Raw genomic sequence first — 26507 nt, 5'->3', positions numbered from 1 at the left:
CGCGGATGGCAGGAAATTCCATGCAAACACTGAAATCGCCCCCTTTTAATGCACGAAAAACCTGAGCATCAGGGGCGTTATCGCCACCGATGCTCAGGTTTTTTTAGGCCGATGTGATCGGAAAAAGCTACACCGCGCGGTCAGCGTTTAAGTTTGCGCTTGTTGCGGTACTGGTCGATCACCACCGCCACCACGATGATCAGGCCCTTGATGATGTCCTGAATGTAAGCATCGACCCCCACAAAGGTGAAGCCGCTGGCCATGACGCCCAGGATCAGCGCGCCAATCACCGTGCCGGTAATCCGCCCCACGCCCCCGGCCAGGCTGGTGCCGCCAATCACCGCCGCGGCAATGGCGTCCAGCTCGTAAGACATGCCCATGCCCGCCTGCCCCGTGGCCGCCCGTGCCGATGCCACGACCCCGGCCAGGCCTGCCAGCAACCCGGCAATGCTGTAGACGATAATCAAGTGACGCTTGACGTTGATCCCCGAGGTCCGCGCCGCCTGCATGTTGCCACCGATGGCATAGGTGTATTTGCCGTATTTGGTGTAACGCAGGGCAATGTGGAAGATCAGCGCCACCACCAGAAAGATGATCACCGGCATGGCGCCATGGCCGATGGCCGTGTAGGAATCAGACAGCATGCTGACCGGTTGGCCTTCGGTGTAATAACGCGCCAGCCCACGGGCGGACACCATCATGCCCAGCGTTGCGATAAAGGGCGGTATGCCCGTGATGGCGATGATGCTGCCGTTGATGGCACCGGCCAGCAGCCCGACCCCAAGCCCCGCGACCACCGGAATCCAGACCGGCAAGTCGGTCAGTGACGGGAACACGGCCCGGCTGAAATCCGAGGTTTGCGCCAGGCTCGCGGCCACCATGGCCGACAAGGCCAGCACCGACCCCGAAGACAGGTCGATCCCTGTGGTGATGATCACCTGGGTGACGCCAATCGCCAGCAAACCGATCACCGACACTTGCAGAATCATCAGCACCAGGCGCTGGGAGTTCATCAAAAAGCTCTGGTCACGCACGATCCAGCCGAACAGTTCGAACACCAGCCCGATGCCGATCAGCACCAGAAAGATGCTCAGTTCGGTCGGAAAGCGACGCCGGGATTTGCTGGGTGCCATGGCGGGTTTGTTATCCGTTATTGCGTTCATGGACATGTGCCCTCTCACTCTGCGGAGCTACCGGCGCAGTCGCCGCCGGCGCACTGAAATGGTTAATGAATCGCCGTGATGCCCGAGGCCAGTTGCATGACCCGCTCCTGGGTGGCGTCGGCGCGATCGAGGGTGCCCATCAGCTCGCCTTCATGCATGACCATGACCCGGTCGCTCATGCCCAGCACTTCAGGCAGCTCCGAAGAAATCATGATCACCGCCATGCCCTCACTGGCGAGGAATGAAATCAGCCGGTAAATCTCGACTTTGGCCCCCACATCAATGCCGCGGGTCGGTTCATCGAGGATCAACAGCCGCGGGTTGGTCATCAACCAGCGTGCCAGCAGGGCTTTTTGCTGGTTCCCCCCCGACAGGGTGTCGATGCATTGCTCCAGCGACGGGGTTTTGACCCGCAGCTTTTTACACATGTCCTCGCACAATGCGCGCAAGGCTTTTTGCTGGATAAAACCGTTGTCGGCGTACTGCGGCAGGATCGCCATTTCCATGTTTTCCAGCACCGACAGGCAAGGAAACAGCCCCGTCAACTTGCGGTCTTCGGTCAACAGCGCGAAGCCCTTCTCAATCGCCAGATTGGGGCTGGTGATGTGCACCGCCTGACCGTCAAGCTGAACCTCGCCGCCATCACACGGGGTGATGCCAAACAGGGTTTCAGCGATGTTGGTGCGGCCCGAACCCATGAGACCGGCAATGCCAAGGATTTCCCCGGCATGCAGGTCGAACGACACACCGTGAAACACGCCGTCCAGGCGCAAGTCACGAACCGAGAGCAGCAATTGCCCGAGCGGGTTTTCCCGCACCGGGAACAACTGCGTCAGCTCACGGCCCACCATCATCGAAATCAGGCTGTCGCTGTCCATGCTGTCGGCGCGTTGCAGGCCGATGTACGCACCGTCACGGAACACCGCCACTTCATCCGCGATGGCAAACACTTCATTCATTTTGTGGGTGATGTAAATGATGCCTTTGCCCTGCGCCTTGAGGTCGGCAATGATCGAAAACAGGTGGTCGACTTCTTTGTCGGTAATGGCCGAGGTCGGCTCGTCCATGATCAGGATGTCCGAGTCATAGGAGACCGCCTTGGCGATTTCCACCATCTGGCGCTCGGCAATGCTCAGGTGGCCGACCAGCTCCTGCGGATCAAGATTGATGCGCAAGCGCTCCAGCAGTTGCGCGGTGCAGCGGTACATTTCGCGGTGATCGATCATGCGCAGGCTGTTGAGCTGTTCGCGGCCAATCCAGATATTCTCGGCAATGCTCATGTGCGGCATCAGGTTGAGTTCCTGATGAATCATCGCGATCCCGGCCTGCAAGGCCGCCAGCGGCCCATTAAAGGCGACGGGTTGGCCACGCAACCGCAACTGCCCCGCGTCGGGCTGGTAGATACCGGCGATGATTTTCATCAGCGTGGACTTGCCCGCGCCGTTCTCCCCCATCAGCGCCAGCACGGTGCCCGCTCGCACGCGCAACTGCACGTCATCCAGGGCAATCACTCCAGGGAAGCCCTTGCTGACATTCACCACTTCCAAGAGGTAGGGCGCCTCCGCCGAGGTGGCCGGGGCGGCAGTCGCCACGGCCGGGGTCCTTGAAACAGTCGCTGACGCGAGCATAGCCAGTACTCCTCAGGTGCCCCGGTGTGGGCCGGGACTGCGGGCAAGGTTGAGCCTCGCCGCTTATTGTTGTTGTGGGGGTGAGTGAACGACTACTTTTTATACGTGCTGACGTTGTCCAGAGTAATCAGTTGGAACGGCACCCAGACCGCCTGCTCGTAAGGCGCTTTGTTGATCATTTTCAGCGCCGTCTCGACCGAGCCGTTGGCCTGCCCGGCGGCGTCCTGGAACACCGAAAGGGTTAAATCGCCCTTCTCGACCGCCCGCACACCGTCTTCAGTACCGTCGACACCGGCAATCAACACCTTGCCTTTTGCGATGCCAGCCTGCTTGAGCGCCATCGCGGCGCCAATGGCCATTTCGTCGTTGTTGGACACCACGGCATCGAACTCACGGCCCTGGGTGATCCAGTCATTGGTCAGGGTCATGGCCTTGTCCCGCAGCCAGATGCCGGTTTGCTCCTGATCGACCTTGATGCCGGGGTACTGGGCCAGTACTGCTTTCACGCCCTTGGTGCGGTTGGTGGTGGAGTTGTTGGCCAGATCACCGAGCAGGATCACGATGTTCCCCTTGCCGCCCATTTTGTCGGCCAGGTACTGCATCTGCATGCGCCCGGCCTCCAGGTCATCGGAGGCCACTGTGGCCACGCCCTGCGGCAGATCGGTGTTGTCCGGGCGGCGGTTGACGTAGATCAACGGGATGCCCGCGGCGACCGCAGCTTTGGTAATACGGTCGGTGGAAGCGGTATCCACCGGGTTGACGATGATCGCGTCGACCTTTTGGCTGATAAAGTTTTCGACTTGGCTCAGTTGCTTGACTACGTCGGCGCGGGCGTCTTCAAACTGCAATTTGACGCCTTCGGGGTAGGTCTTGGCTTTGTCGTTCATCGACTCGCGCAGGTACGTCAGGTAGGTGTCATCGAACTGGGACATGCTCACGCCAATGTTGACATCGGCCAGGGCCGCGCCGCTGGCGAACAGGATCGAGAGCGCAAGGGAAGCGATTCGTAAGCTGGGTTTCATTTGGGGCAGTCTCCACATTCTTGTTGGTTTTATAGATGCGGTACTTGGTGACACTGTGCTGAAATCGACTCTATTGGAAAATAATTTCCATATCAATCGATTTTAGAATTTATTGCGTTCTATTTTCTATTTTCATCCTGGGCCAACGTCACGACCTCGCCCCGCTGCGCACTCAGCCGCGCCGCATCCAGTACCTCAAGCGCCTGCACAGCCGCCTGCGGTAACACCGGCACAGGCGCTCGCCCCTCAACGGCCGCGATCATTTGCCGGTAAAACTGGTCCCAGCCGCCATGCTCGCTCGGCACCCGCTCGCGTTCTTCACCCTGTTCAAACCAGCCCCAGCGCCGATGCTCTTCGGCCCCCCAATCCTCGCCACACGTTGTGGGGGAGCGGCCTGCGAGCAGCGCCGCTTCCTGACCGTCCAGCCCCTCAACGCTGTAGCAACCAGAGGTGCCGCTGACCCGAAAGCGCGGGCGCGGGCTGTTTTGCAGCACGCTGGCACCCAGGTGGGACAGCACGCCGTTGCGGTGAGTCAACGCCATGAAGAAGGTGTGGTCCAGGTGCGGGGCTTGGGGGCTGCACGCCCGCTCGGCGTACACCGACACCACCGGGCCGAACAGTTGCAGCGCCTGATCCACTTGATGACTGCCCAGATCGCGCAGCAGACCGCCGCCGCTGGCATTGCCCACTGACGCAGGCGAAAACCGCTCAATGAACGATTCAAACCGCGTGACCGCTCCTAACGCACCGGCCTCGATCAGCTTGCGCACGGTCAGGAAGTCCGAATCCCAGCGCCGATTCTGATACACACTCAGCAACACGTTGTGATGCTGCGCCGCTGCCACCAGGTGTTGCGCTTGCTGCGCGTCAGCGGCGAAGGGTTTTTCACTCACTACGGCAAGCCCCAGCTCGATGGCTTGCATCACCTGCTCAGGCCGACCGCCCAGCGGCGTGGCGATCACCAACAGGTCAACCCCGGTCTCAGCCAACTGCCCCAGGCTGTCATAGGCCGACACGCCGGGGTACGCGCTGGCCAGGTGCTGGCGACGCTCAGCCGAACGCGTGACCACGCCGACCAACGTCACCCCCGGCAGGCTGGTGATCAACGGCGCATGAAAAAAACGACCTGCGTGGCCAAATCCAACCAGTCCGATGCGCATGGGAACACTCCTAGACAGGCCTGTGGTCGAGGTCCAGGCGCGTGAGGTGGCGTCTGTTGAACAGCTCGCAGCCTCACGCTGCCCGAGGGCGACCACGGCGTTGAGATCAGCCGTAAAAGGCCGGACGTGGCGGCAGTTCAACGTTGACAATCACCCCGCTCTGTTGCGCCTGGATGCAGGCATCGGCTGCCACCGCTGCGGCAAAGCCGTCCCATGCCGAAGGACCGCCCACCTGCCCGGCGCGCACGCCGTCAATGAAGGCTTGCAGCTCCACGTCGTAAGCGGCGATGAAGCGGTCTTTCCAATCCATCAGAATCGCGTTCGACAGTTTGGCCTCGCTGCGCAATTGCACTTGCGACGGCTCGGGCAGTTTGGCGATACCGGTTTCGCCCACCACTTCGCACTGAATGTCGTAGCCGTACTGGCAGTTCACAAACACTTCCACATCGATGCGCGTGCCCTTGGCGGTTTCGAGCAGCACCACTTGCGGGTCCCGCAGGTGCGCCAGCGCTTTGCTGGTTTTGCGCGGGAAGACCACTTGCACCGACACATAATCGTCGTCGAGCAACCAGCGCAGCACGTCCAGTTCGTGGATCAAGGTGTCGGTGATGGCCATGTCGGTTGTGTAGTGCTCACCCACCCGCGGGTTACGGTGAGCGCAGTGAAGCATCAGCGGTTCGCCGATCTGCCCGCTGTCGATGACGGCCTTGAGCGCCTGATAACCGGCGTCGTACGGGCGCATGAAGCCGACCTGCACCAACCGATGGCCATGGGCAATTTCCGCGTCGACGATGTTGCGGCAACCGGCAGCCGTGACCGCCAGCGGCTTTTCGCAAAACACCGGCTTGCCGGCGCGGATGGCCGCCAGCACATACTCTTCGTGGCTCGGCCCCCAGGACGTCACCAGCACGGCCTCGACATCAGCCGCCTGAATCAGCGCGTGCGCGTCCGGGTACACCTCGGCACTTAAGCCCAGCTCGGCAACCACCTGCGCCGCCTGTTGCTGATTGATGTCCGTGACCGCCACCACCTGACTGCCAAGCAGGGTCTGGCTGCAACGACGAATGTGATCACGGCCAATCGCGCCCGTCCCGATCACGCCCAACTTCAAGGCTTGAGTGTTCAACGACATGTGCAGACTCCTGGTCAATGTAATAAGAGAGCGTTGCAATCAGTACTGCCGCACGCGGGCGAGCTGACGGTTGAGGTGTTTCGCGGCGTCGGCCGTGCGGGCGCTGGTGGACACTTGCGCCACGCCCACGCGCCACCACGACAGGTAGCCGTGGATCATGGTTTTAGGGAGCACTTTGATATCAATGAGGGTGGACACGGTCTGCCGACGCGCATCGGCCAGCGCGGCGTGGAGTTGCGCAACGGTGGTCACCCGGTAGGTCTTGCAGCCATAAGCCGCTGCACTCATGGCGAAGTCCACCGGCACTAGGCCACCGTCCAGCTTGCCCGTGTCAGGGTTGCGGAAGCGGAACTCGGTGCCGAAGCTGTCCATGCCGTTGCCCATCTGCAAGTTGTTAATGCAGCCGAACGCCATATTGTCGAGCAGCACCACGTTGATTTTCTGGCGCTCCTGAATCGAGGTGGCCAATTCGGAGTGCAGCATCATGTAGGAACCATCGCCCACCAACGCGTAGACCTCGCGCGCCGGTTCGGCCAGCTTGACCCCCAACGCTGCGTTCACTTCATAGCCCATGCACGAATAGCCGTACTCCACGTGATAGGTGTTCTCGCCCTTGCTGCGCCAGGCCCGTTGCAGATCGCCGGGCAGGCTACCAGCGGCCGCGACAATCACGGCCGTGTCATCAAGGGTGTGATTGAGTACACCCAGCACCTGGCTTTGGGTCAGGCACGACCCTGTCAGCTCGATAAACTCGCGCAGCACCGCCGGGTCCATGTGGTCGCTGATTTCGGGGGTGAAATCCGGTTGTTGATAATTGGCCTCAAACACACGGTCCACCTCGGCCTCCAACTGCGCCTTGGCCTGATGCGGCGCCTCGCCCCATTGCGCGTGGTAGCCGCTGGCCGCCAGGCACTCACTCAGCCCTTCCAGCCCCGCGAGGGCATCGGCAATCAATTGCACGCCATCGAGCTTGAGCGCATCGCACGGGCTAACGTTGAGGTTGAGAAATTCGACCTCCGGGTGCTGAAACAACGATTTGGAAGACGTGGTGAAATCGGTATAGCGGGTGCCGATGCCGATAATCAGGTCAGCCTGCGGCGCCAGCAGGTTGGCGGCCAGGCACCCGGTTTCGCCGATGCCGCCCATGTTCAGCGGGTGCGCCGACACGATGGCGCTTTTGCCTGCCTGGGTTTCTGCGAACGGTATCCCGAAGCGCTCGGCAAACGCTTGCAACGCGGCACTGGCCCCCGCGTACTTGACGCCCCCGCCGCAGATGATCAGCGGCGTGCGCTTGCGCAGCAGGATCGCCTGCGCATCGGCCAGCATCGCTGCGGTCGGCAGGCGTCGGTCAATGCGGTGCACACGTTTTTGCAGAAAGTAATCCGGGTAATCGTAGGCCTCGGCCTGAACATCCTGCGGCAGGGCCAGGGTCACGGCCCCGGTTTCGGCAGGATCAGTGAGCACACGCATCGCGTGAATGGCGGCGCTCATCAATTGTTCCGGGCGGTTGATGCGGTCCCAGTATTTGCTCACGGCTTTAAAGGCATCGTTGGTGCTGATGCTCAAGTCATGGAACTGCTCGATCTGTTGCAAGACCGGGTCGGGCTGACGACTGGCGTACACATCCCCCGGCAGCAGTAACAGCGGGATACGGTTGGCGGTGGCCGTCGCGGCAGCGGTCAGCATGTTGGCCGCGCCGGGGCCCACCGAGGCGGTGCAGGCGTAGATCTTGCGCCGCCGGTGTTGCTTGGCAAAACCGATGGCGGCGTGGGCCATGCCCTGTTCGTTGCGACCTTGATGCACCAGCAAGCTGCCGCTGTCCTGTTCCAGCGCCTGCCCGAGCCCCAGCACATTGCCGTGGCCAAAAATCGTGAACACCCCGGCCACAAATTTGCTCTGGACCCCGTCCACCTCGACGTATTGGTTATCGAGAAACTTCACCAGCGCCTGGGCCATGGTCAGTCGTGTCGTCGTCATGTCTGCACCCTTGAACTTGCACAGCCGCTGCGGCAACCGCAGGGCTGTGACCGATGATTATTTGGCGGTTGGCATGCTGAATTCGGGGCCTTTGGCGATGCTGTCCGGCCAGCGCTGCATCACGCTTTTGTAGCGGCTGTAGAAGCGGATGCCTTCTTCGCCGTAGGCATGGTGATCGCCAAACAGCGAGCGCTTCCAGCCACCGAAGGAGTGCCAGGCCATGGGTACCGGGATCGGCACATTGATCCCCACCATGCCGACCTTGATCGTGCGCGCAAACGCCCGCGCCACGCCGCCATCGCTGGTAAAGCAGGACACGCCGTTGCCAAACTCATGCGCATTGATCAACGCCACCGCACTGGCGAAATCCGGCACGCGGACAATCCCCAGTACCGGGCCAAAGATTTCCTGCCGGTAAATGCTCATCTCGGGCGTGACCCGGTCGAACAGCGTGGCGCCGACAAAGAAGCCCTGTTCGGCCCCCGGCACCTTGAGCGCACGACCATCGACGATCAGCTGTGCGCCCTGGGCCACGCCCTGATCGATAAACCCGATCACCTTGGCCCGGTGCTCCGCCGTCACCAGCGGCCCCATTTCGCTATCGGGCTGCGCGCCGTTGCCGACTTTGAGGCGGTCGATGCGCGGCAGCAGTTTTTCAATCAACTGATCGGCCACCTCCCCCACCGCCACGGCAATTGAAATCGCCATGCAGCGCTCTCCGGCCGAGCCGTATGCCGCGCCCATCAGGGCGTCCGCCGCCTGATCGAGGTCGGCGTCCGGCATCACGATCATGTGATTTTTAGCCCCGCCCAGCGCCTGTACCCGTTTGCCCCGCGCAGTGCCCTGCTGGTAGATGTACTCGGCAATGGGGGTGGAGCCGACAAAGGAGATGGCTTCAACGTCCGGGTGTTGCAACAGCGCATCCACTGCGCGCTTGTCGCCTTGCACCACGTTGAAAACACCGTCGGGCAGGCCCGCTTCGGTCAGCAGCCGCGCCATCAACAGGCTGGCGGACGGATCACGCTCCGAGGGTTTGAGGATGAAGCAGTTGCCGGTCACCAACGCCAGCGGAATCATCCACAGCGGCACCATCACCGGGAAGTTGAACGGCGTGACGCCCGCACAAACCCCCAATGGCTGGCGCAGGTTCCAGTTGTCGATGCCGCCGCCAATGTTGTCGCTGAAATCGGTTTTCAGCAGCGTTGGCGCCCCGCAGGCGTACTCGACGATTTCGATCCCGCGCGTGACTTCACCCTTGGCATCGGCGAACACTTTGCCGTGTTCGCGGCAAATGATGTGCGCCAGTTCGTCGTGGTGCTCATCCAGCAATTGCTTGAACTTGAACATGACCCGGGCGCGGCGCAGAGACGACTGTTCCGACCACGCCGGGAACGCCTTGAGGGCTGAGGCGACAGCGTCATCGACGGTGCGCTGGCTGGCGAGGGCGACGCGGGCCTGCACGCTGCCTGTCGCCGGGTTAAAGACATCACTGAAATGTTCGCTACCTGAGTCCAGAACGTGGCCGTCAAGGTAGTGGCCAATCACCGGGGTCGTGCTCATGCGGTTTGTTCTCCGAAAAGTTAAAGGTCCATCAGCCAGCTGTGCTGCGGGTCGTTGTGGAAGTGCCAGACCCGCTTGGGCCCTGCCATCACGTTCAGGTAATACGACTCGTAGCCATAGGGCACGCTGACCGGGTGATAGCCCTTGGGCACCACCACCAGGTCGCCGTTTTCCACCGCCATGGCCTGATCGAGGCTGCGATCGTCGGTGTAGACCCGCTGGAACACGAAGCCCTGCGGCGGGTTGACCTGGTGGTAATAGGTTTCTTCGAGAAAGCTCTGGTGCGGCAAGTCGTCGGTGTCGTGCTTGTGCGGCGGGTAGCTGGAGGAATGCCCGGACGGCGTGCGCACCTCCACCACCAGCAGCGAATGGGCAGGTTCGGTGTCCGGCAGGATGTCGCACACGTAGCGGGTGTTGGCGCCCTTGCCGCGTACGCTGCGTTTCATGCCCTGCGGGGCAATCAGTCGCGGACCGAGCCCGGCCTCGCTGGCACCGGGGGCGGCGCAGACGGCGATATGCACGTCGTTCAGCGCCTGCACCTGCGCCTGACTGGCGGGCGGCAAATACACGGCAAAGGGCGATTTGTCCTCGAACACCGACTGACGATCGCCGATAGCCTCCCAATTGAAAGCGCCGTGCCCTGGCGCTTCGCCTGAAACATTGGCCAGCCCGCTGAGCAACACCAGGCACAGCTCTTGCTGCCCGGCCTGCACCGGCAAGGTCTCGCCCGCTTGCAGCCGATAGGCGCTGAACCCCACGTACTCCAGCGCGCCCGTGGGCAATTGCACAAGGGGCTGGCCCGTGTGCTGGCGCTTAATCAGTAAATTCATGCCCGCGCCCTCTCATCGAGCAGCGCGCGCAAGGTTTGATAGCCTTTTTGCGCGTAGGCAAAACTCGGCGCCACGGCCGGGTCTTGTTCGGCTTCTACCACCAACCAGCCGTGGTAGTCGGCGGCCAGCAGGACGTCCAGCAACTCGCCAAAATCAATGTCGCCGTCCCCCGGCACGGTGAAAGTGCCGTTGATGATGCAATCGGGAAAGCTCCAGAGATTGTTGCGGGCCAGTTGCACCACGGGCTTGCGCACGTCCTTGAAATGCACGTGGCAGACGCGATCAATGTGTTTGCGCAGCACCTGGACCGGTTCACCGCCGCCCATGTAGCAATGCCCGGCATCGAACAGCAGGCCGACTTCAGGCCCGGTCAGGCGCATCAGGGTGTCGATGTCCGAAGGCGACTCAACGTACGCGCCCATGTGGTGGTGGTACGCCAGGTGAATACCCTGCGACAGGGTGAAGCGCGCCAGTTCATCGAGCTTCTCGGCGTATTGCTGCCAGGCGCGCTCACTGTGAAAACGCGGGCGTTCAATCAAAGGGATGCGCTGGCCCTGAATCGAGTCAGCGACCTCGCCATACACCAGCACCGTGGCGCCATTTTGCGCCAGCAGCTGCACGTGGCTGGCAATGGCGTCGATCTCCTCGGCCGCCGAGCGGTGCGCCAGGCGGCCGGAGTACCAGCCCGAGACCAGCGCCAGCGTGTAAGGGCGCAGGACATCGCCCACGCCCTTGGCGTCCTTGGGGAATTTGCCGTTGAGTTCAAACCCTTCATAACCGATCTGCTTGCCTTCACTCAGCGCGGTGCTGAGCGGCGTCTCACCACCCAGCGAGGGCAAATCGTCGTTGCTCCATGAAATCGGATTGATGCCAATACGGATAGCGGGCATGGCTGCACCTATTATTGTTTTGAATGGGTTGCGCGGTGTGACCGGCGAATCAGGGACGGGCCGTTAGCCAGGCGTCGATCAATTGCACAAAGGTGCCTTGCACCCGCTCGATCAGCGTCGCGTCGTCGATTTCACCGGCCAGCCAGGCACGGGCCGGTTCCTGGAAAATCGTGCGCCCCACCGCAAAACCGCGGCACGTGGTGCTGCGCGCCGCCTGGCGAAAACCGTCGGCCAGCGCACTGGCAGGCGCGTTCAAGCCCAGCAGGACAACACCGCGGCAGTACGGGTCACGTTCTTCGATCAAGGCATCCAGTTGCTGCCAGACCTCGGCCGGTTGCGCTTCGATCTTCCACCACGCCGGGTAAATGCCCAGGTTGTACAAACGTTTGATGGCGCGATAGAGCACATCCGGGTGGGTCGAGGGGTGATCCTTGGGCGGGATGATTTCCAGCAGCAGTTCATGGCCGCTGGCCAGCGACGCCTGGTACAACCCCTTGATTTGCGCTTCCTGTTCCAGACGCAGCAACGGCTCATCGTCGGGATGAAATTGCACCAGGCATTTGATGATGTGTTCGTGCGGCCAGACAATCAGGTTGCTGCCCACCGAACGACCGTGCTCAAACGCCAGCGGTCGCGAACCCTGCACTTCCACCGGGCGGGCGATCCACCAGCCGCGACCGGTGGCGGCATTCAGCGCGTCCTGGCCGAAACGCTGATCGGCCAGCAGGCCCACATCGGCGTCGATGCCCTGACGCTGCAAATCGGTTTCAACGCGCTCGACCGCCTGGATGAACAGCTGTTTCAAGGTGCAAATACGGCTCGGGTCGCGGCCATGCTGCTGCGCGATTTCCAGCAGTTGCCAGCGATGATCGAAAGCAAACACAAACAGCTGTTTCCACTGTTTGCGCGGCACGCTGACGTGGTGCAGGCGTTGCAGCGCGACGTCCTGATCCGGTCGGGTAACAGGCACCGGGCTGTTGAACAGGTAGTCGAGTTCTGCCCGGGTGGGCATGGCCGGGGCGCAGGCATGCCGTGAGACCACCAGCGCACCGCACGCGTTGGCCAACTGGCAGCAACGCTCGTCGCTGGCGTCTTCGAGCCAGCCAGTGAGAAAGCCCGACATAAAGGCATCCCCCGCCCCCAGCACGTTAAGCACTTGCACACGCACACCGGGGTAAATGGCGCCGTCTTGCAGGCGGGCCGGAATGTCGCCATGGATCACGGTGCAGCCCAGCGGGCCCAGTTTGACCACCAGGGTGGCGTCGGTCAGCGAGCGCACTGTGCGCAGTGCTGCCAGTAAATCCGTGCCGCCACCCGCGATCAAAAATTCTTCTTCGGTGCCGACGATCAGGTCAAAACGCGGCAGGATCGATTGCACGTGGGCGCTGACTGTCTCGTCAGCGACAAAGCGCGTCTCGCCGTCCGCTTTGCCTGCCAGGCCCCACAGCACCGGACGATAGTCGATGTCCAACACCCGTCTGACGTTGTGCTGCTCGGCGTAATCCAGGGCCTGAAGACTGGCCTGGTACACGCCTTCGGTGGAAAAGTGCGTCCCGGTAATCAGCAGCGCCTTGCTCGACGCAATAAAGGCCGGGTCGATGTCTTCGGCACGCAGCGCCATGTCGGCGCAGTTTTCGCGGTAGAACACCAGAGGAAAGGTTTCGCGGTCTTTGAGGCCCAGCAGCACCAGCGCCGTCAAACGCTGCGGGTCGACCTTCACGGCGCTGACGTCACAGCCTTCACGCGCCAGCGACTCCAGCAGGAAGCGCCCCATGTGATCGTCACCCACCCGGCTGAGCATGGCCGAACGCACACCGAGGCGCGCCGTGCCGAACGCAATATTGGCTGAGGAGCCACCCAGGTATTTGGCAAAGCTACTGACGTCTTCCAGCCGCGCCCCGACTTGCTGCGCGTAAAGGTCGACACCCATGCGGCCCAGGCAAATGACATCCAAATCGCGGCCTGTGGCAAAACGAGTCTGTCCCATGGTGGCTCCTGTTATTTTTATCAGCCTGTGCTCATCACCCTCAGGGCCCGAGCACTCAATGTGGGATGAAGACTAAAACGTCCCGGCGCAATAAACAATATTTATTCCATTATTTTTTAATGTAGAATTTTTGTTCCATATTCGACGTGCCGGGAGGTTTTTCCAGGGTGCATCGTTTCAGCCAGCAGCGGATTGAACGGCTGGTCAGGATTTTATTTGCACCTACCCTGTAGACTGCGCAGCTAAAAAACCTGCTCCGTGACAACCCGCGCCATTGATAAGGACTCCACTATGTCATCCACCGATCAGCCGGCATCCGTCGAGCAAACGCCAGAGCGCGCATTGACCAGCCCGCCGGTGAGTGCCGAGCGTCTGTTGCAACTCATTACCGAGGAATACGAGAGCTTGCCGCGCCAGCTCAAGCGCATTGCCAGCTACATGAGCCAGCAAAGCGACCGGATCATGGTGGACCGCATCAGTGACATTGCGCGCGAGTGCGACGTGCATCCGTCGGCCATCGTGCGGTTTTCCCAGCGGTTCGGGTTCAGCGGTTTCAGCGAAATGCAGGCCCTGTTCCGCGAGGCGTACACCCACAAGACGACCCCGGTGCAGAACTACCAGCAGCGCATCCGCAACATGATTGCCAACAAGTCGCAAAAGGCCAGCGGCGGCGATCTGGCGCGCGAGTGCATCAACGCCACGCTGTCGGGCATTGAACGCCTCGGGCTGGAACTGGACGATCAGGCCTTCGACAAGGCCGTGGACCTGGTGGTCAACGCTGACAACATTTACGTGGTCGGCGTGCGACGCTCCTTCGCCGTGGCCGATTACCTGGTCTACAACCTGCAACACACCAATAAACGCATTCATCTGGTGTCCGGGCTGGGCGGCAGCTACCGCGAGCAAATGCGCAGCGTGCGCGCCAACGACCTGGTGATTGCCATCAGCTTCACGCCGTATGGCAAGGAAACCCAGCATTGCCTGCGCATTGCCCAGCTGCATCAGGCCAAGACCCTGATCATTACAGACAGCAACCTGTCGCCGCTGGCCAAGCGCGCCAACAGCGTATTGCTGGTCAATGAAGGCAGCTCGTTTGCGTTCCGCTCACTGAGCGCGACGCTGTGCCTGTGTCAGGCATTGTTCATTGCCGTGGCCTACCGCCTCGAACTGAAAGTCGACGAGATTCACGAACAGGTCGGGTTTGACGATTAACGCCACGTCGATGCAAACGCGTGCAACCTGATCCAGCGAGGGTGGTCGACAATCGCTGTAAGGCTTTTGCATCAGCGTGTGTACACCTTGCGCCTAAAGAGCGTCAGGAATGGGAAAACAAAAACTCCGTCCCCGAAATTTGAAAGCTCCTACGACTTTCTCCGTAAATCTTATCGCCAGCTACTCACTGCCTGACAACATGTCCCTTGCACACGGCCTTACAATCGCCCCTTTGGATCTAAGATCTCGGGCCGTGTAAACGCCGTTTGTGTCACCCGTTGTATCGCAACCGGATCTGCCGCCAGTTGCTGCACGCGATGTGTTCCCACCCTTAAACCGATTTGCTGAGCTCACCCCCCCAGAACTGTTGTTTCAAGGGATTGCACACCTGTGTGCGTCCCTTTGAATTGTCATCAAGGAAGCGCGCCCAAAGTCCCTGGATAAATGGAGTACAACATGACGAGTGAAGTTTTTTTGGCCAACGACCGTTACCTGCCCGAGCAATCCACCCATGCCCCTTCAACCCCGCGTGACGTCACCCGGCCAATGGCCGACAGGCGAGACATGATGCACAAGCCTGAACTGAGCAGGCTGGTAAAACTTCGCGATGCCTTGCTTGTGCTCAAAGGTTCGATGAGCCCCAGTGCCGACCTGCATCAGCTCCTTGAACGCCAACTGTTGAGCAATGACGTGCATGACCGGGTGCTGGGCAAATTGGCCGATTCAGGGGCAGGTTTGGTCAGCTAGCATTCGCCATCAAAATTAATGCACTCAACCCTCATTATTATGAATTTGCGGATTGTATCGGCAGTGGTCAGACTACGCCGGTCCCTTCCCCCATGAAGGAACTGTTCAAGGGCTTGCCGGGTCTCCCGCCAGGCCCTTTTTTGACCTGCTGACTGACCCTCCCGGACGCTTCCCACCATGCAAACCCGCTGGATCAGCCGCCTTTTGCCTGCGGCTACACATACCCGCCCTCTTGAATGGAGCCGCGCCGCCCTTGGCGTGTCCCTGGGCACCCTGTTTAGCGTGTGGCTGTGCAGCCTGTTTTTTGGCCTGCCCATCGCCATGCACCTGATCGGCCCGCTGGGCGCTTCCGCGATTCTGTTATTTGCCGTCTCCTCCGGGGCACTGGCGCAGCCGTGGTCGATCCTCGGCGGCTACTTGTGCGCCACTGTCGTGTCGCTGATCGTCGTGCATTTTTTCGGCCGGGACTTAGCCAGCGCCTGCCTGGCCGTTGGCATTGCGCTGTTGGTGATGTGCCTGCTGCGCTGCCTGCACCCGCCGGCCGGAGCGCTGGCCCTGCTGGTGGTCCTGGCGGACCCGGACAGCGCCCGCCTGGGCTGGGAGCTGCTGGCCCCGGTCATGCTCAGTGCCGTGTGCATGCTCCTCGCGGCACTGGCCTACAACAACCTGACCCGTGTGCGCTATCCGAAAAAGGCCGCCGAACCCGCCCCCAGCGTGATAACGCCCCCCGACGAAGGGGATCCCGGCATTACTGCCGAGGACTTGCAACAGGCGCTGGCCAAGATGGACGCGTTCATTGATGTCACCCCCCAGGATCTCGAAGAGCTGATCCGCACCAGTGAACACTACGCCCGCCGCCGCAGCGTGGGCGAGGTGCTTTCCCACGCCGACTGAGCGCGTGCTGCGTATTGCCAAGGCCCCTGAACGATCCGCACGGTTACCCCTCAAAGTCCTGCTAGGGTTATCGGTGCGTGGTCCGGGGGGCTTTATCTTGATGCCCTTGATGAGACGGATCCGCGACCGCTGGACGCCCTCTTCAACGACCGTGATCAAGGCTTGCAATGCTCAAGACCATCGAAAATGAAATCTCAAAGCACGCCGCGCCTCCTGCTTTGCAAGCTGAATTTGCCCAACACGATTTTGAAAAGCTGCGCACCTTCTGCAGGCTGACGTACATCGCCAGCATCGTGATCTGGCTGCTGTTCGACCTGATTGTCAGCTTCAAGGGCCAGCAAGGCTTTACCGCCCTCTCAATGCTCTATTTCGGGGCCATGGTGGTGTTGACCATCGTGCTCGGGTTTATCCGCAAGGCCCGTCACTTCAACGTGCTCAATCTGATTTATGTGCTGGTGATTACGTCGGGCATTCGCCTGATCGTGTTTGGCTTGCCCGACAACGCACAGCCCATCTGGTTGATCCTTGCCACGTCCAGCCTGCTGTACAACGCCTCGGTGCTGCCCCTGAGCCGCTGGGGCTTTCTGTCGGTGGTCGGGGCGACCTGGGTGGTGCTCAACCCGTTTTTGATGACCGATGTCGAGTTCTTCGACCTGCGCGGCACGTTGATCCTGTGTTACTTCGTGTTTCTCAGCGGCCTGACCATTTACAGTTTTTTCAAGCTGCGGCAAATCAAACTCTACAACTACACCATGTCCAAGCTGTTGCTGACTCAGGCGTACATCGACACCCTGACCGAGATCCCCAACCGACGTTCTTTCATGGCCCGCGCCACCGATTTGCTGACCCAGCTTCCGCGCGAACACGACCACTATCTGGCGATGATCGACATCGACAATTTTAAAAAAGTGAATGACCTGTACGGCCATGACATCGGCGATGAAGTGCTCAAGCGCACAGCCGCCAGCATCAAAGCCGTCATGCGCGGGTATGAATATGCACGATTGGGGGGTGAGGAATTCGCGGTGTACCTGTCCGGTGTGCGGCGCGAAGATGTCGAGGCACTGATGACGGCGCTGTGCAGCCGGGTGCGCAATGACCCGGCGGCCCATCCGGTGACCGTCAGCATCGGCCTGGTCAGGGTTGAGGATCAGGACACACTGAACCAGGCGCTGGCCAAGGCCGACAAAGCGCTGTACGCGTCAAAAAACGCTGGCAAAGACCGGTTTACGTTTCATCGTTAACCCCCCACGGCGTTACGGCTTGTCAGCCTTTTCACGGGCGCTCAGATCAGTGTTGCCGTCCCAGCCACCGCCCAGCGCGGCAATCAGTTTCACGCTGGCAAGCAAACGATTTTGCTCCAGCGTGAGCATGGTGCGCTCCGCATTCAGGGCCGTGGCTTGCACCACCACCACGTCCAGATAGGCAATCAACCCGGCCTTGTACTGATTGCGGGTCAAACGCAGTGACTCACGGGCCGACTCCAGCGCCTGACGTTGCACCACGGCCTCGTCCTCCAGCACTTTCAACTGCGCCAGGTAATTTTCCACCTCGCGAAAACCATCCAGCACGGTCTGGCGGTATTTGGCGACCGTCTGGTCATAGACCGCTTCATTGCGATCCACTTCAGCCGAGCGCTGGCCCCCGTCGAACAACGGCAACGACAGTTTCGGCCCCACCGACCAGAAGCGGTTCGGCACACTGATCCAGTCTTCGTAGGTACTGCTGCTGTACCCGCCCTGCAAGCTCAGGCTGAAATCCGGGTAGTAGGCCGCCTTGGCCACGCCGATATTGGCGTTGGCGGCGATGATCGCGCGCTCTGCCGACGCGATGTCCGGACGCCGCTCCAGCCATTGCGAGGGCACGCTCAGGGGAATGGAAGGCAACGCTGGCACGCTCTGGCTTTCAGCCAGCTTGAAACCGGCGGGCGGTTGACCGGTCAGCACTGCGATTGCGTTTTCAAACTGCGCACGTTGCCAGATCAGGTCGATCAGGTTGGCTTGCGTGTTACGCAACTGGGTTTGCGCCTGCGCCACGGCATCTTTGCCCGAGATCCCGGCCCGGTACTGGTTTTCGCTCATTTTCAGCGAACGCTCATAGGCCTGTACGGTGGCCTCCAGCAAGCGCTTTTGCTGGTCGATCACCCGCAATTGCAGGTAGTTCTGCACCAGCTCGGATTGCTGGCTCAGGCGCATGGCGGCCAGGTCGGCCAGGCTGGCTTCGGCGCTGGCGGTGTTGGCCTCCAGCCCGCGTCGCAATTTGCCCCACACGTCAGCCTCCCAGCTCACGCCGACCTGAGCATTGAGGGTGTCGCGAATGCCGCTGCTGGAACTGGTCAGGCTGGAATTGGAACTGCCCGTGCCCTGACTCGAACGGGTCTTGCCCACGCTCAGGTCGGCACTGGGAAAGAACGCACCGCGCGCGCTGCGCACCAGGGCTTGGGCCTGACGGAACTGGGCTTCGGACTGCGCCACGGTCTGGTTGGAGCGGTTGAGGGATTCCACCAGCCCGTTGAGCTGGGGATCACCGTACAACTCCCACCACGCGCCTCTTTCCAGCGCATCGCCGGGGGTGGCCTGGCGCCAGCCCGCGGCTTCCTTGAAGGCCACGGGCGTGGCCGCTTCGGGGCGCTGATAATCCGGGCCAACGGCGCAGGCACTGAGCAACAGCCCGGACAACACCAGCCCCAGCAGGCGCGAGCCACGGGCCAACGCCCAACGTTGAGGCGACAGGGCCGGGGCAAGGTCAAGCAAACGAGACGTCATAGCGGAGTTTCCAGGGCTGCATCAGTGCGCACGCCGCGCCATTGGTTGAAGCGATGGCGCACACGGTCGAGATAGAGGTAAACCACCGGGGTGGTGTACAGGGTCAAAATCTGGCTGAAAATCAGGCCGCCGATAATGGTTAGACCCAGTGGCTGACGCATTTCTGCGCCTTCGGCATGGCTGAGCATCAGCGGCAAGGCGCCCAGCAAGGCGGCGAGCGTGGTCATCAGGATCGGCCGTAAACGTTGCAAGCAGGCACTGCGAATCGACTCCTGCGGGCTCATGCCCGCGTGGCGCTCCAGCTGCAAGGCCAGGTCGATCATCAGAATGGCGTTTTTCTTGACCACGCCGATCAACAGGAACAGCCCCAGCAGCGAGATCAGGCTGAACTCCCCGCCAGTGAGGTAAATGCTCAACAGCGCGCCCACCCCGGCCGAAGGCAAGGTCGAGAGAATGGTCAGCGGGTGAATGTAGCTTTCGTACAGAATCCCCAGCACCAGGTACACCGCCACCAGCGCGCCCAGGATCATAAACGGCTGGCTTTTTTGCGTGGCAGCAAAGGCATCGCCGGTGCCGGCCATTTTGGCGATCACGTCTTCAGGCAAACCGAGTTTGGCAATGGCCCGCTCGATGGCCGCCGTGCCCTGCTCCAGCGACACGCCGTTGGCCAGGTCGAAAGCAATGGTTTCCGAGGCAAACTGCCCTTCGTGTTCGACCCGGTCGTCTTGCAGGCTGTTTTCATAATGGGCGATGGTGGACAGCGGGATGCGCTGCCCGTCCGCCGTGATGACTTGCACCTGATTCAGGGTTTCCGGGTCTCGGGCGTATTGGGGGTTGACCTCCATGACCACCCGGTATTGGTTCAGGCTGTCGTAAATGGTCGAAATCTGACGCTGGCTGTAGGCGTTGTTGAGCACGGCGGTGACCATGTTCATGTCCACCCCGAGGCGCTTGGCCTGATCGCGGTCGACCATCAGCGTGACTTGCTGCGCGCCGCGCCCCTCACGGGCGTCAATGGCGGTCAACTCTGGCAGCGCCTTGAGGGCTTCGACCACTTTTGGGTACCAGGTGCGCAGCTCGCTGAGGTCGCCGCTTTGCAAGATGTACGAATATTGCGAACTGGTTTGCTCGCGACCGCCGCCAAACTGCAAATCCTGATCGGCCATCAACATCAGGCGCCCGCCCGGGACCTTAGGCAGGGTTGCGCGCAGGCGCTCAATGACCTTTTGCGCCGAAATCTTGCGCTCGGAAATCGGCTTGAGGCGCACGATCATGAGGGCGTTGTTGGTGCCACCGTTGCCGCCAATGAAGCCCGCCACGCTCTCAACCGCCGGGTCAGCCAGCACGGCTTTGCGGAATATCTCCATCTTGGGTTGCATCACGCTGAACGACAGGCCGTCATCCCCGCGCACGAACCCGATCAATTGCCCGGTGTCCTGCTGCGGCATGAAGGTTTTGGGCACCACGACGTACAGCGCCACGTTGACCCCAATGGTGACCAGCAAACTGAACAGGGTCAGCCGCTTGTGCCGCAGCACCCAGTCCAGGCTGCGGGCATAACCGTTGACCATGCGCTCGTTGAGCCTGTTGCTCCAGCGCTGCATGGCGTTTTCAGTGCCCGGCACATGGGGCTTGAGCCAGCGGGCGCAGAGCATCGGGGTCAAGGTCAGCGACACCACCAGCGACACCACGATGGACGCGGCCAGGGTGATGGAGAACTCGCGGAACAGGCTTTCAATGATGCCGCCCATGAACAGGATCGACAGAAACACCGCCACCAGCGACACGTTCATCGACAACAGGGTAAACCCGACTTCCTTCGCCCCCAGGTACGCTGCCTTCATCGGCGCGATCCCGGCATCGATGTGACGCGAGATGTTCTCCAGCACCACAATCGCATCGTCCACCACCAGCCCCGTGGCCAGAATCAGCGCCATCAGCGACAGGTTGTTCAGCGAAAAACCGTAGAGGTACATGATGGCAAAGGTGCCCACCAGCGAAACGGGTACGGCCAGCGTCGGAATCAGCGAGGCGCGGAAATTGCCGAGAAACAGGAACACCACCAGAATCACCAGCGCCACGGCGATCAGCAAGGTCATTTCCGCTTCATGCAAGGTGGCCTTGATCACCGGCGAGCGGTCCATCGCCAGGTTGAGTTTCACGCTGGCCGGCAACACCGCTTGCAGCGCAGGCAACTGGGCCTTGATCGCGTTCACGGTCTCGATAATGTTGGCCCCCGCCTGCCGGTTGACCACCAGCAATACGGCCGCGTCATTGTTGAAAAAACCACTGTTGTAGCGGTCTTCGACACTGTCCTGAACCTTCGCCACATGGCTCAGGCGCAGCGCCGCGCCATCCTGATAGCGGATAATCAGCGGCTCGTAATCCTTGGCCTTCTCCAGTTGATCGTTGGCCTGAATCTGCCAATTACGCTCGCCATCGGACACCGCGCCCTTGGGTCGGCGCACGTTGGCGTTGGCAATGGTGTTGCGCACCTCGTCCAGCGACACGCCGTACTGGTTGAGCAATTGCGGCTCCAGTTCGATGCGCACGGCGGGCAGCGAACTGCCGCCGATCTGCACTTCGCCCACCCCCGGTACTTGCGACAGGCTTTGCGACAGGATGGTGGAGGCCAAGTCGTACAGCTCGCCCTTGGACAGCACATCCGAGGTCAGCGAAAGCACCATGATGGGCGCTTGCGACGGGTTGACCTTTTTGTAGGTCGGCATGCTGCGCATGCCGCTGGGCAACAGGTTGCGCGACGCGTTGATCGCCGCCTGCACTTCGCGGGCGGCGCCATTGATGTCGCGGTCCTGATCGAATTGCAGAATCACCCGCGTCGAGCCCTGACTCGAACGGCTGCTCATGGTGTTGACCCCGGCAATCGCGCCGAATGAGCGCTCCAGCGGGGTGGCCACCGTGGAGGCCATGACCTCGGGGCTGGCGCCCGGCAAGCTGGCCGAGACCACGATCACCGGGAAGTCCATCTGTGGCAAGGGCGAAACCGGCAACAAACCGAAACTGACCCCGCCCAGCAGCATGATCGCGAGGCTCAGCAGCAGGGTGGCAACGGGTCGCCGGATGAAAGGGCCGGACAGGTTCATAGCGGCGCCTGCTCAGGTTCGCCCGCGTCACCGCGCCAGCGGCGGCCCAAGCGGTCGAAGTACAGGTAAATCACCGGCGTGGTGAACAGCGTCAATACCTGACTCACCAGCAAACCGCCGACCATGACCAGACCCAATGGCTGACGCAGTTCCGCGCCAGAGCCGGTCGCCAGCATCAACGGCACGGCCCCGAACAGGGCGGCCAGCGTGGTCATCAGGATCGGCCTGAAACGCAGCAAGGCGGCCTGGTAAATGGCCTGCTCCGGGGCCATGCCCTGATTGCGCTCTGCGTCGAGGGCAAAGTCGATCATCATGATCGCGTTCTTTTTCACGATGCCGATCAACAGGATGATGCCGATGATGGCGATCATCCCCAGATCATTGCCGCTGAGGATCAGCGCCAGCAACGCACCGACCGCTGCCGACGGCAAGGTCGACAGGATGGTGATCGGGTGAATGTAACTTTCGTAAAGCACACCGAGCACGATGTACATGGTCACCACCGCCGCCAGAATCAGCAGTAAGGTGCTCGACAACGATGCCTGAAACGCTTGCGCCGCGCCCTGGAATTGGGTCTGCACGCCCACCGGCATGCCGATGTCTTTTTGCACCTGATCGATCAGCTCAACGGCTTGCCCCAGCGCCACGCCGGGGGCCAGATTGAACGACACCATGACGGACGGGAACTGGCCGATATGCGACACCGCCAGTTGCGCCTGACGCTCTTCGACCTTGGCCAGGCTGGACAAGCGCACCTGCCCGCCGTCGGTGGTTTTGACATGGATCTGGTCCAGCGCTTGCGGGCCGATTTTCTCGCCGTCTTGCGCCTGCAAGACCACGCGGTATTGGTTGGCCTGGGTGTAGATGGTGGAAATCTGCCGCTGACCGAAGGCGTCGTACAGCGCATCGGTGATATTGGCCACCGACACCCCGAGGCGCGAAGCGGCATCGCGGTCAATCACCAGGTACACCTGCAAGCCTTTGTCCTGCAGGTCGCTGGCGACATCCGTCAGCTCAGGCTGGTTGGACAACGCGGTGACCAGTTTTTGGCTCCAGGTGCTCAGCAAGTCGGCATCCGGTGATGACAGGCTGAATTGATACTGCGTACGGCTCACCCGGTCTTCAATGGTCAAGTCTTGCACCGGCTGCATGAACAGACGGATGCCCACCAATGTGTCGAGCTGCGGCTGCAGGCGCGCAATCACCTGCGCGGCGCTGTCGCTGCGTTCGCTGTGGGGCTTGAGGTTGATCAGCATGCGGCCGCTGTTGAGCGTGGCGTTATCGCCGTCGACACCGATGTACGACGACAGGCTTTCAACGTCCGGGTCTTGCAGGATGATTGCACCCAGCTCCTGCTGACGCTGGCTCATGGCGCCAAACGAAATCGACTGCGGCGCTTCGGAAATGCCTTGTATCACCCCGGTGTCCTGCACCGGGAAGAAGCCCTTGGGCACGATCAGGTACAGAAACACCGTCAGCGCCAGCGTGCCGATGGCCACCAGCAACGTCAGTGGCTGGTGCTTGAGTACCCACTGCAACAGGCGGCCATACTGCCCGATCATCCAGTCGATGAACGCACCGCTGGCCCGGTAAAAGCGGCCCTGCTCTTCTTCTTTGGGTTCAGGCTTGAGCAAACGCGCGCACATCATCGGCGTGAGGGTCAGTGACACCACCAGCGAGATCAGGATCGCCACCGCCAGGGTGATGGCAAACTCGCGGAACAACCGCCCCACCACGTCCGCCATGAACAGCAACGGAATCAACACGGCGATCAGCGACAGCGTCAGGGAAATCAGGGTAAAGCCAATCTGTTTGGCGCCTTTGAGCGCCGCCTGCATCGGGCTGTCGCCTTCCTCGATGTAGCGCGAGATGTTTTCCAGCATCACGATGGCATCGTCCACCACAAAGCCGGTGGCGATGGTGAGCGCCATCAAGGTCAGGTTATTGATGGAAAAACCCGCCAGGTACATCACGCCGAAAGTGCCGATCAATGACAGCGGCACGGCAATCGAGGGAATGAGGGTGGCGCTGGCACGGCGCAGAAACAGGAACGTGACCATCACCACCAGGGCGATGGCGATCAGCAGTTCATGCTGCACGTCACGCACCGAAGCGCGAATGGTTTGCGTGCGGTCGGTCAGCACCGTGACGTCGATCCCCGCGGGCAAGTTGTCGGTGATGCTGGGCAGCAACGCCTTGATGCGATCGACAACTTCGATCACGTTGGCGCCCGGCTGGCGCTGGATATTGAGCAGGACCGCCTGGTTCTCGTTGGCCCAGGCCGCGAGGCGCTCGTTTTCGGCGCCGTCGACAATCTCGGCCACGTCCTTGAGGCGCAAAGGCGCGCCGTTGTTGTAGGCGAGGATCAGCTCGGCGTATTCCTGCGGGGTTTTGAGCTGGTCGTTGGCGTCGAGCATCGACACCCGGGTCGGGCCGTCAAAGTTGCCCTTGGGCTGGTTGACGTTGGACGCACCGATCAACGCGCGCACATCGGCCAGGTTCAGGCCATTGGCCGCCAAGGCTTCAGGGTTGACCTTGATCCGCACCGCCTGACGCTGACCGCCCGCGATGCTGACCATGCCCACGCCGCTGATCTGGGCGATTTTTTGCGCCATGCGCGTATCGACCAGGTCATTGAGCTTGGGCAGCAGCATGGTTTTGGAGGTAATGGCCAAGGTCAGTACCGGCGTATCGGCCGGGTTGACCTTGTTGTACACCGGCGGTGCTGGCAAATCGCTCGGCAACAGGTTGCTCGCGGCATTGATCGCGGCCTGCACCTGCTGCTCGGCCACGTCCATGTTGATGTCGAGGTTGAACCGCAAGGTCAGCACCGAAGCGCCGCCAGAGCTGGTGGACGCCATTTGCGTCAGCCCCGGCATCTGCCCGAACTGGCGCTCCAGGGGCGCCGTCACGGCACTGGTCATCACATCCGGGCTGGCGCCGGGGTACAGCGTCATGACACGGATGGTCGGGTAATCCACCTGGGGCAAGGCCGATACCGGCAACAGGCGGTAGGCGATGATCCCGGACAACACGATGGCCAGCATGCACAGCGTGGTTGCGACCGGGCGCAGGATAAACAGCCGCGACAGATTCATTCGTGGGCCTTGGTCTTGGCAGCGTCGATGGCCGGGGTCGTAGCATCACCCGCCGCTGGCCCGCCTTGCAGGTGCGATGCCGGGGTCGCAGGCACCTCGGCGCTGTCGTTGACCACTTCGACCGCGCCGCCATCACGCAGGCGGTCCGTGCCTTCAAGCACTACGCGGTCACCCGGCGCCAGCCCTTCTTCAATCACGGTGACGTCGCCGTCAGTGGCGCCCACTTTGATGCTGCGAATCTTGACCTTGTTGTCGCCGTCCAGGGCGTACACGAACGAACCGTTGGTGCCGAACTGAATGGCAGCCGAAGGGGCGAGAATCACATCTTTGAGGGTGTCGGCCAGCAAGCGCACGTTCACAAACTGATTGGGGAACAGCGCCTGGTCACGGTTTTCGAACAGTGCCTTGAATTTTAGGGTGCCGGTGGTGATATCAATTTGGTTGTCGATGCTGCTCAACACACCCACGGCCAACTCTTTGCGGTCCCCGCGGTCCCACGCCTGAACCGGCAATTTGGCACCCGAACGATAACGCGCGATCACCAGCGCCAGATCGTTCTCGGGCAAGGTGAAGCTGACCACAATCGGCTCGGTCTGGGTAATGACCACCAGCGCAGTGGTGTCGTTGGCCGCGACCAGATTGCCGACGTCCAGTTGGCGCAGGCCTACGCGGCCGCTGATGGGGGCGCGGATCTTGGTGAATTCGAGGTTGAGCTTGGCGTCGTTGACCGCTGCCTGATTGGTTTTCACGGTGCCCTGGTACTGGCTGACCAACGCTTCGGCCGTGTCCAGTGTCTGCTTGGCGATACTGTCTTCGGCATACAGGCCGCGATAGCGCTGCACATCGACTTGAGCATTCTTGAGTTGGGCCTGGTTCTGCAACAGCGTGCCTTCGGCCTGGAGCAAGGCATTTTGGTAGCTGCGCGGATCGATTTCAGCCAGCAGGTCGCCCGCTTTGACCATCTGCCCTTCCTTGAAGTAAACCTTGACCAACTCCCCTGCCACGCGGCTGCGCACATTGATGGTGTTGAGCGCCGTCACGGTGCCCAGCGCCTTGTAGAACACCGGGAAATCCCCGCGCTTCACTTCAGACACCCTTACCGGCACCGCCAGGGTCGAGCCGCCAAAGCCGGGGCGCATCATGCCCGACTTGCCGGTGTGCCCTTCAGGCTGGGCGCCCTGCTGTTTTTTCGACGAAGACGGCCACAGCCACCAGCACAGGCCGACGACGACCAACACGAGCAAAAGGCCAACCAGCCAGCGACGGGATTTGTGTGAAACAGTGGATTGCATGGAGTGATCAACCATTGGGCGCGTGGGCTTATATTCAGGAAGGCTG

18 protein-coding genes are annotated in these 26507 nt (G+C 61.3%); 4 read left to right on the top strand and 14 right to left on the bottom strand.

Annotated elements, in window-relative coordinates; translation table 11 throughout:
* Positions 1-140: 140 nt before the first annotated feature.
* The 10 genes from IF654_RS10365 to IF654_RS10320 form a co-directional block, all read right to left on the bottom strand.
* On the bottom strand, positions 141-1163 hold the full coding sequence (locus IF654_RS10365; protein ID WP_047274971.1) for an ABC transporter permease: 1023 nt from the start codon (positions 1161-1163) through the stop codon (positions 141-143).
* A gap of 62 nt (positions 1164-1225) precedes the next feature.
* Positions 1226-2791 (bottom strand): sugar ABC transporter ATP-binding protein, encoded by a 1566-nt coding sequence (locus IF654_RS10360; RefSeq protein ID WP_094988123.1) that lies wholly within the window; start codon positions 2789-2791, stop codon positions 1226-1228.
* A gap of 92 nt (positions 2792-2883) precedes the next feature.
* Entirely contained in the window at positions 2884-3813 is a 930-nt protein-coding gene (locus IF654_RS10355; protein WP_047274836.1) for a sugar ABC transporter substrate-binding protein, read from the bottom strand.
* Positions 3814-3932: 119 nt separating this feature from the next.
* Entirely contained in the window at positions 3933-4973 is a 1041-nt protein-coding gene (locus IF654_RS10350) for a Gfo/Idh/MocA family protein (RefSeq protein WP_094988124.1), read from the bottom strand.
* A 106-nt stretch (positions 4974-5079) separates the two neighbouring features.
* Positions 5080-6105, bottom strand: a complete 1026-nt coding sequence (gene iolG / locus IF654_RS10345; protein ID WP_047282476.1) for a bifunctional inositol 2-dehydrogenase/D-chiro-inositol 1-dehydrogenase — start codon at positions 6103-6105, stop codon at positions 5080-5082.
* 39 nt (positions 6106-6144) lie between these two features.
* Positions 6145-8082 carry a 3D-(3,5/4)-trihydroxycyclohexane-1,2-dione acylhydrolase (decyclizing) gene (gene iolD, locus IF654_RS10340; RefSeq protein WP_194862501.1) on the bottom strand — a complete coding sequence of 646 codons (1938 nt, stop codon included), beginning with the start codon at positions 8080-8082 and terminating at the stop codon, positions 6145-6147.
* 57 nt (positions 8083-8139) lie between these two features.
* Positions 8140-9642, bottom strand: coding sequence for a CoA-acylating methylmalonate-semialdehyde dehydrogenase (locus tag IF654_RS10335; protein WP_047280319.1), 1503 nt, complete (start codon positions 9640-9642; stop codon positions 8140-8142).
* Between the two features lie 20 nt (positions 9643-9662).
* On the bottom strand, positions 9663-10472 hold the full coding sequence (gene iolB / locus IF654_RS10330) for a 5-deoxy-glucuronate isomerase (protein ID WP_047274843.1): 810 nt from the start codon (positions 10470-10472) through the stop codon (positions 9663-9665).
* Positions 10469-11362, bottom strand: a complete 894-nt coding sequence (gene iolE, locus IF654_RS10325; RefSeq protein WP_047280320.1) for a myo-inosose-2 dehydratase — start codon at positions 11360-11362, stop codon at positions 10469-10471. The genes iolB and iolE overlap by 4 nt, the downstream gene beginning before the upstream one ends.
* Before the next feature lie 49 nt (positions 11363-11411).
* Positions 11412-13349, bottom strand: a complete 1938-nt coding sequence (locus tag IF654_RS10320) for a bifunctional 5-dehydro-2-deoxygluconokinase/5-dehydro-2-deoxyphosphogluconate aldolase (protein WP_094988127.1) — start codon at positions 13347-13349, stop codon at positions 11412-11414.
* A gap of 291 nt (positions 13350-13640) precedes the next feature.
* On the opposite strand from IF654_RS10320, the gene IF654_RS10315 reads away from it, so the two are divergent.
* The 4 genes from IF654_RS10315 (at position 13641) to IF654_RS10300 (ending at position 17446) form a co-directional block, all read left to right on the top strand.
* A complete protein-coding gene (locus IF654_RS10315) occupies positions 13641-14561 on the top strand; it encodes a MurR/RpiR family transcriptional regulator (RefSeq protein ID WP_047274848.1) in 921 nt (306 codons plus the stop codon).
* A 456-nt stretch (positions 14562-15017) separates the two neighbouring features.
* Positions 15018-15308, top strand: a complete 291-nt coding sequence (locus tag IF654_RS10310) for a type VI secretion system contractile sheath small subunit (protein WP_139047509.1) — start codon at positions 15018-15020, stop codon at positions 15306-15308.
* Positions 15309-15485: 177 nt separating this feature from the next.
* A complete protein-coding gene (locus IF654_RS10305) occupies positions 15486-16202 on the top strand; it encodes an HPP family protein (RefSeq protein ID WP_047277183.1) in 717 nt (238 codons plus the stop codon).
* A gap of 167 nt (positions 16203-16369) precedes the next feature.
* On the top strand, positions 16370-17446 hold the full coding sequence (locus IF654_RS10300; RefSeq protein WP_047274854.1) for a GGDEF domain-containing protein: 1077 nt from the start codon (positions 16370-16372) through the stop codon (positions 17444-17446).
* A 12-nt stretch (positions 17447-17458) separates the two neighbouring features.
* On the opposite strand, the gene IF654_RS10295 is transcribed toward IF654_RS10300, so the two are convergent.
* Genes IF654_RS10295 through IF654_RS10280 form a run of 4 tightly spaced genes read right to left on the bottom strand, consistent with a single transcriptional unit; the run spans position 17459 to position 26476 of the window.
* A complete protein-coding gene (locus tag IF654_RS10295; RefSeq protein WP_083293994.1) occupies positions 17459-18967 on the bottom strand; it encodes an efflux transporter outer membrane subunit in 1509 nt (502 codons plus the stop codon).
* The gene (locus IF654_RS10290; RefSeq protein WP_047282483.1) at positions 18964-22071 is read right to left on the bottom strand and encodes an efflux RND transporter permease subunit; all 3108 of its coding nucleotides are present in this window, start codon (positions 22069-22071) and stop codon (positions 18964-18966) included. The genes IF654_RS10295 and IF654_RS10290 overlap by 4 nt, the downstream gene beginning before the upstream one ends.
* Positions 22068-25169, bottom strand: coding sequence for an MdtB/MuxB family multidrug efflux RND transporter permease subunit (locus IF654_RS10285; protein ID WP_194862502.1), 3102 nt, complete (start codon positions 25167-25169; stop codon positions 22068-22070). Before IF654_RS10285 ends, IF654_RS10290 begins: the two co-directional genes overlap by 4 nt.
* The gene (locus tag IF654_RS10280) at positions 25166-26476 is read right to left on the bottom strand and encodes an MdtA/MuxA family multidrug efflux RND transporter periplasmic adaptor subunit (RefSeq protein ID WP_047282485.1); all 1311 of its coding nucleotides are present in this window, start codon (positions 26474-26476) and stop codon (positions 25166-25168) included. Before IF654_RS10280 ends, IF654_RS10285 begins: the two co-directional genes overlap by 4 nt.
* Positions 26477-26507 lie beyond the last annotated feature (31 nt).

The organism is Pseudomonas lundensis, assembly GCF_015377145.2.
In the GTDB taxonomy this organism is placed as follows: Bacteria; Pseudomonadota; Gammaproteobacteria; order Pseudomonadales; family Pseudomonadaceae; genus Aquipseudomonas; species Aquipseudomonas lundensis.
This window is presented reverse-complemented; position numbering and strand designations above follow the sequence as displayed.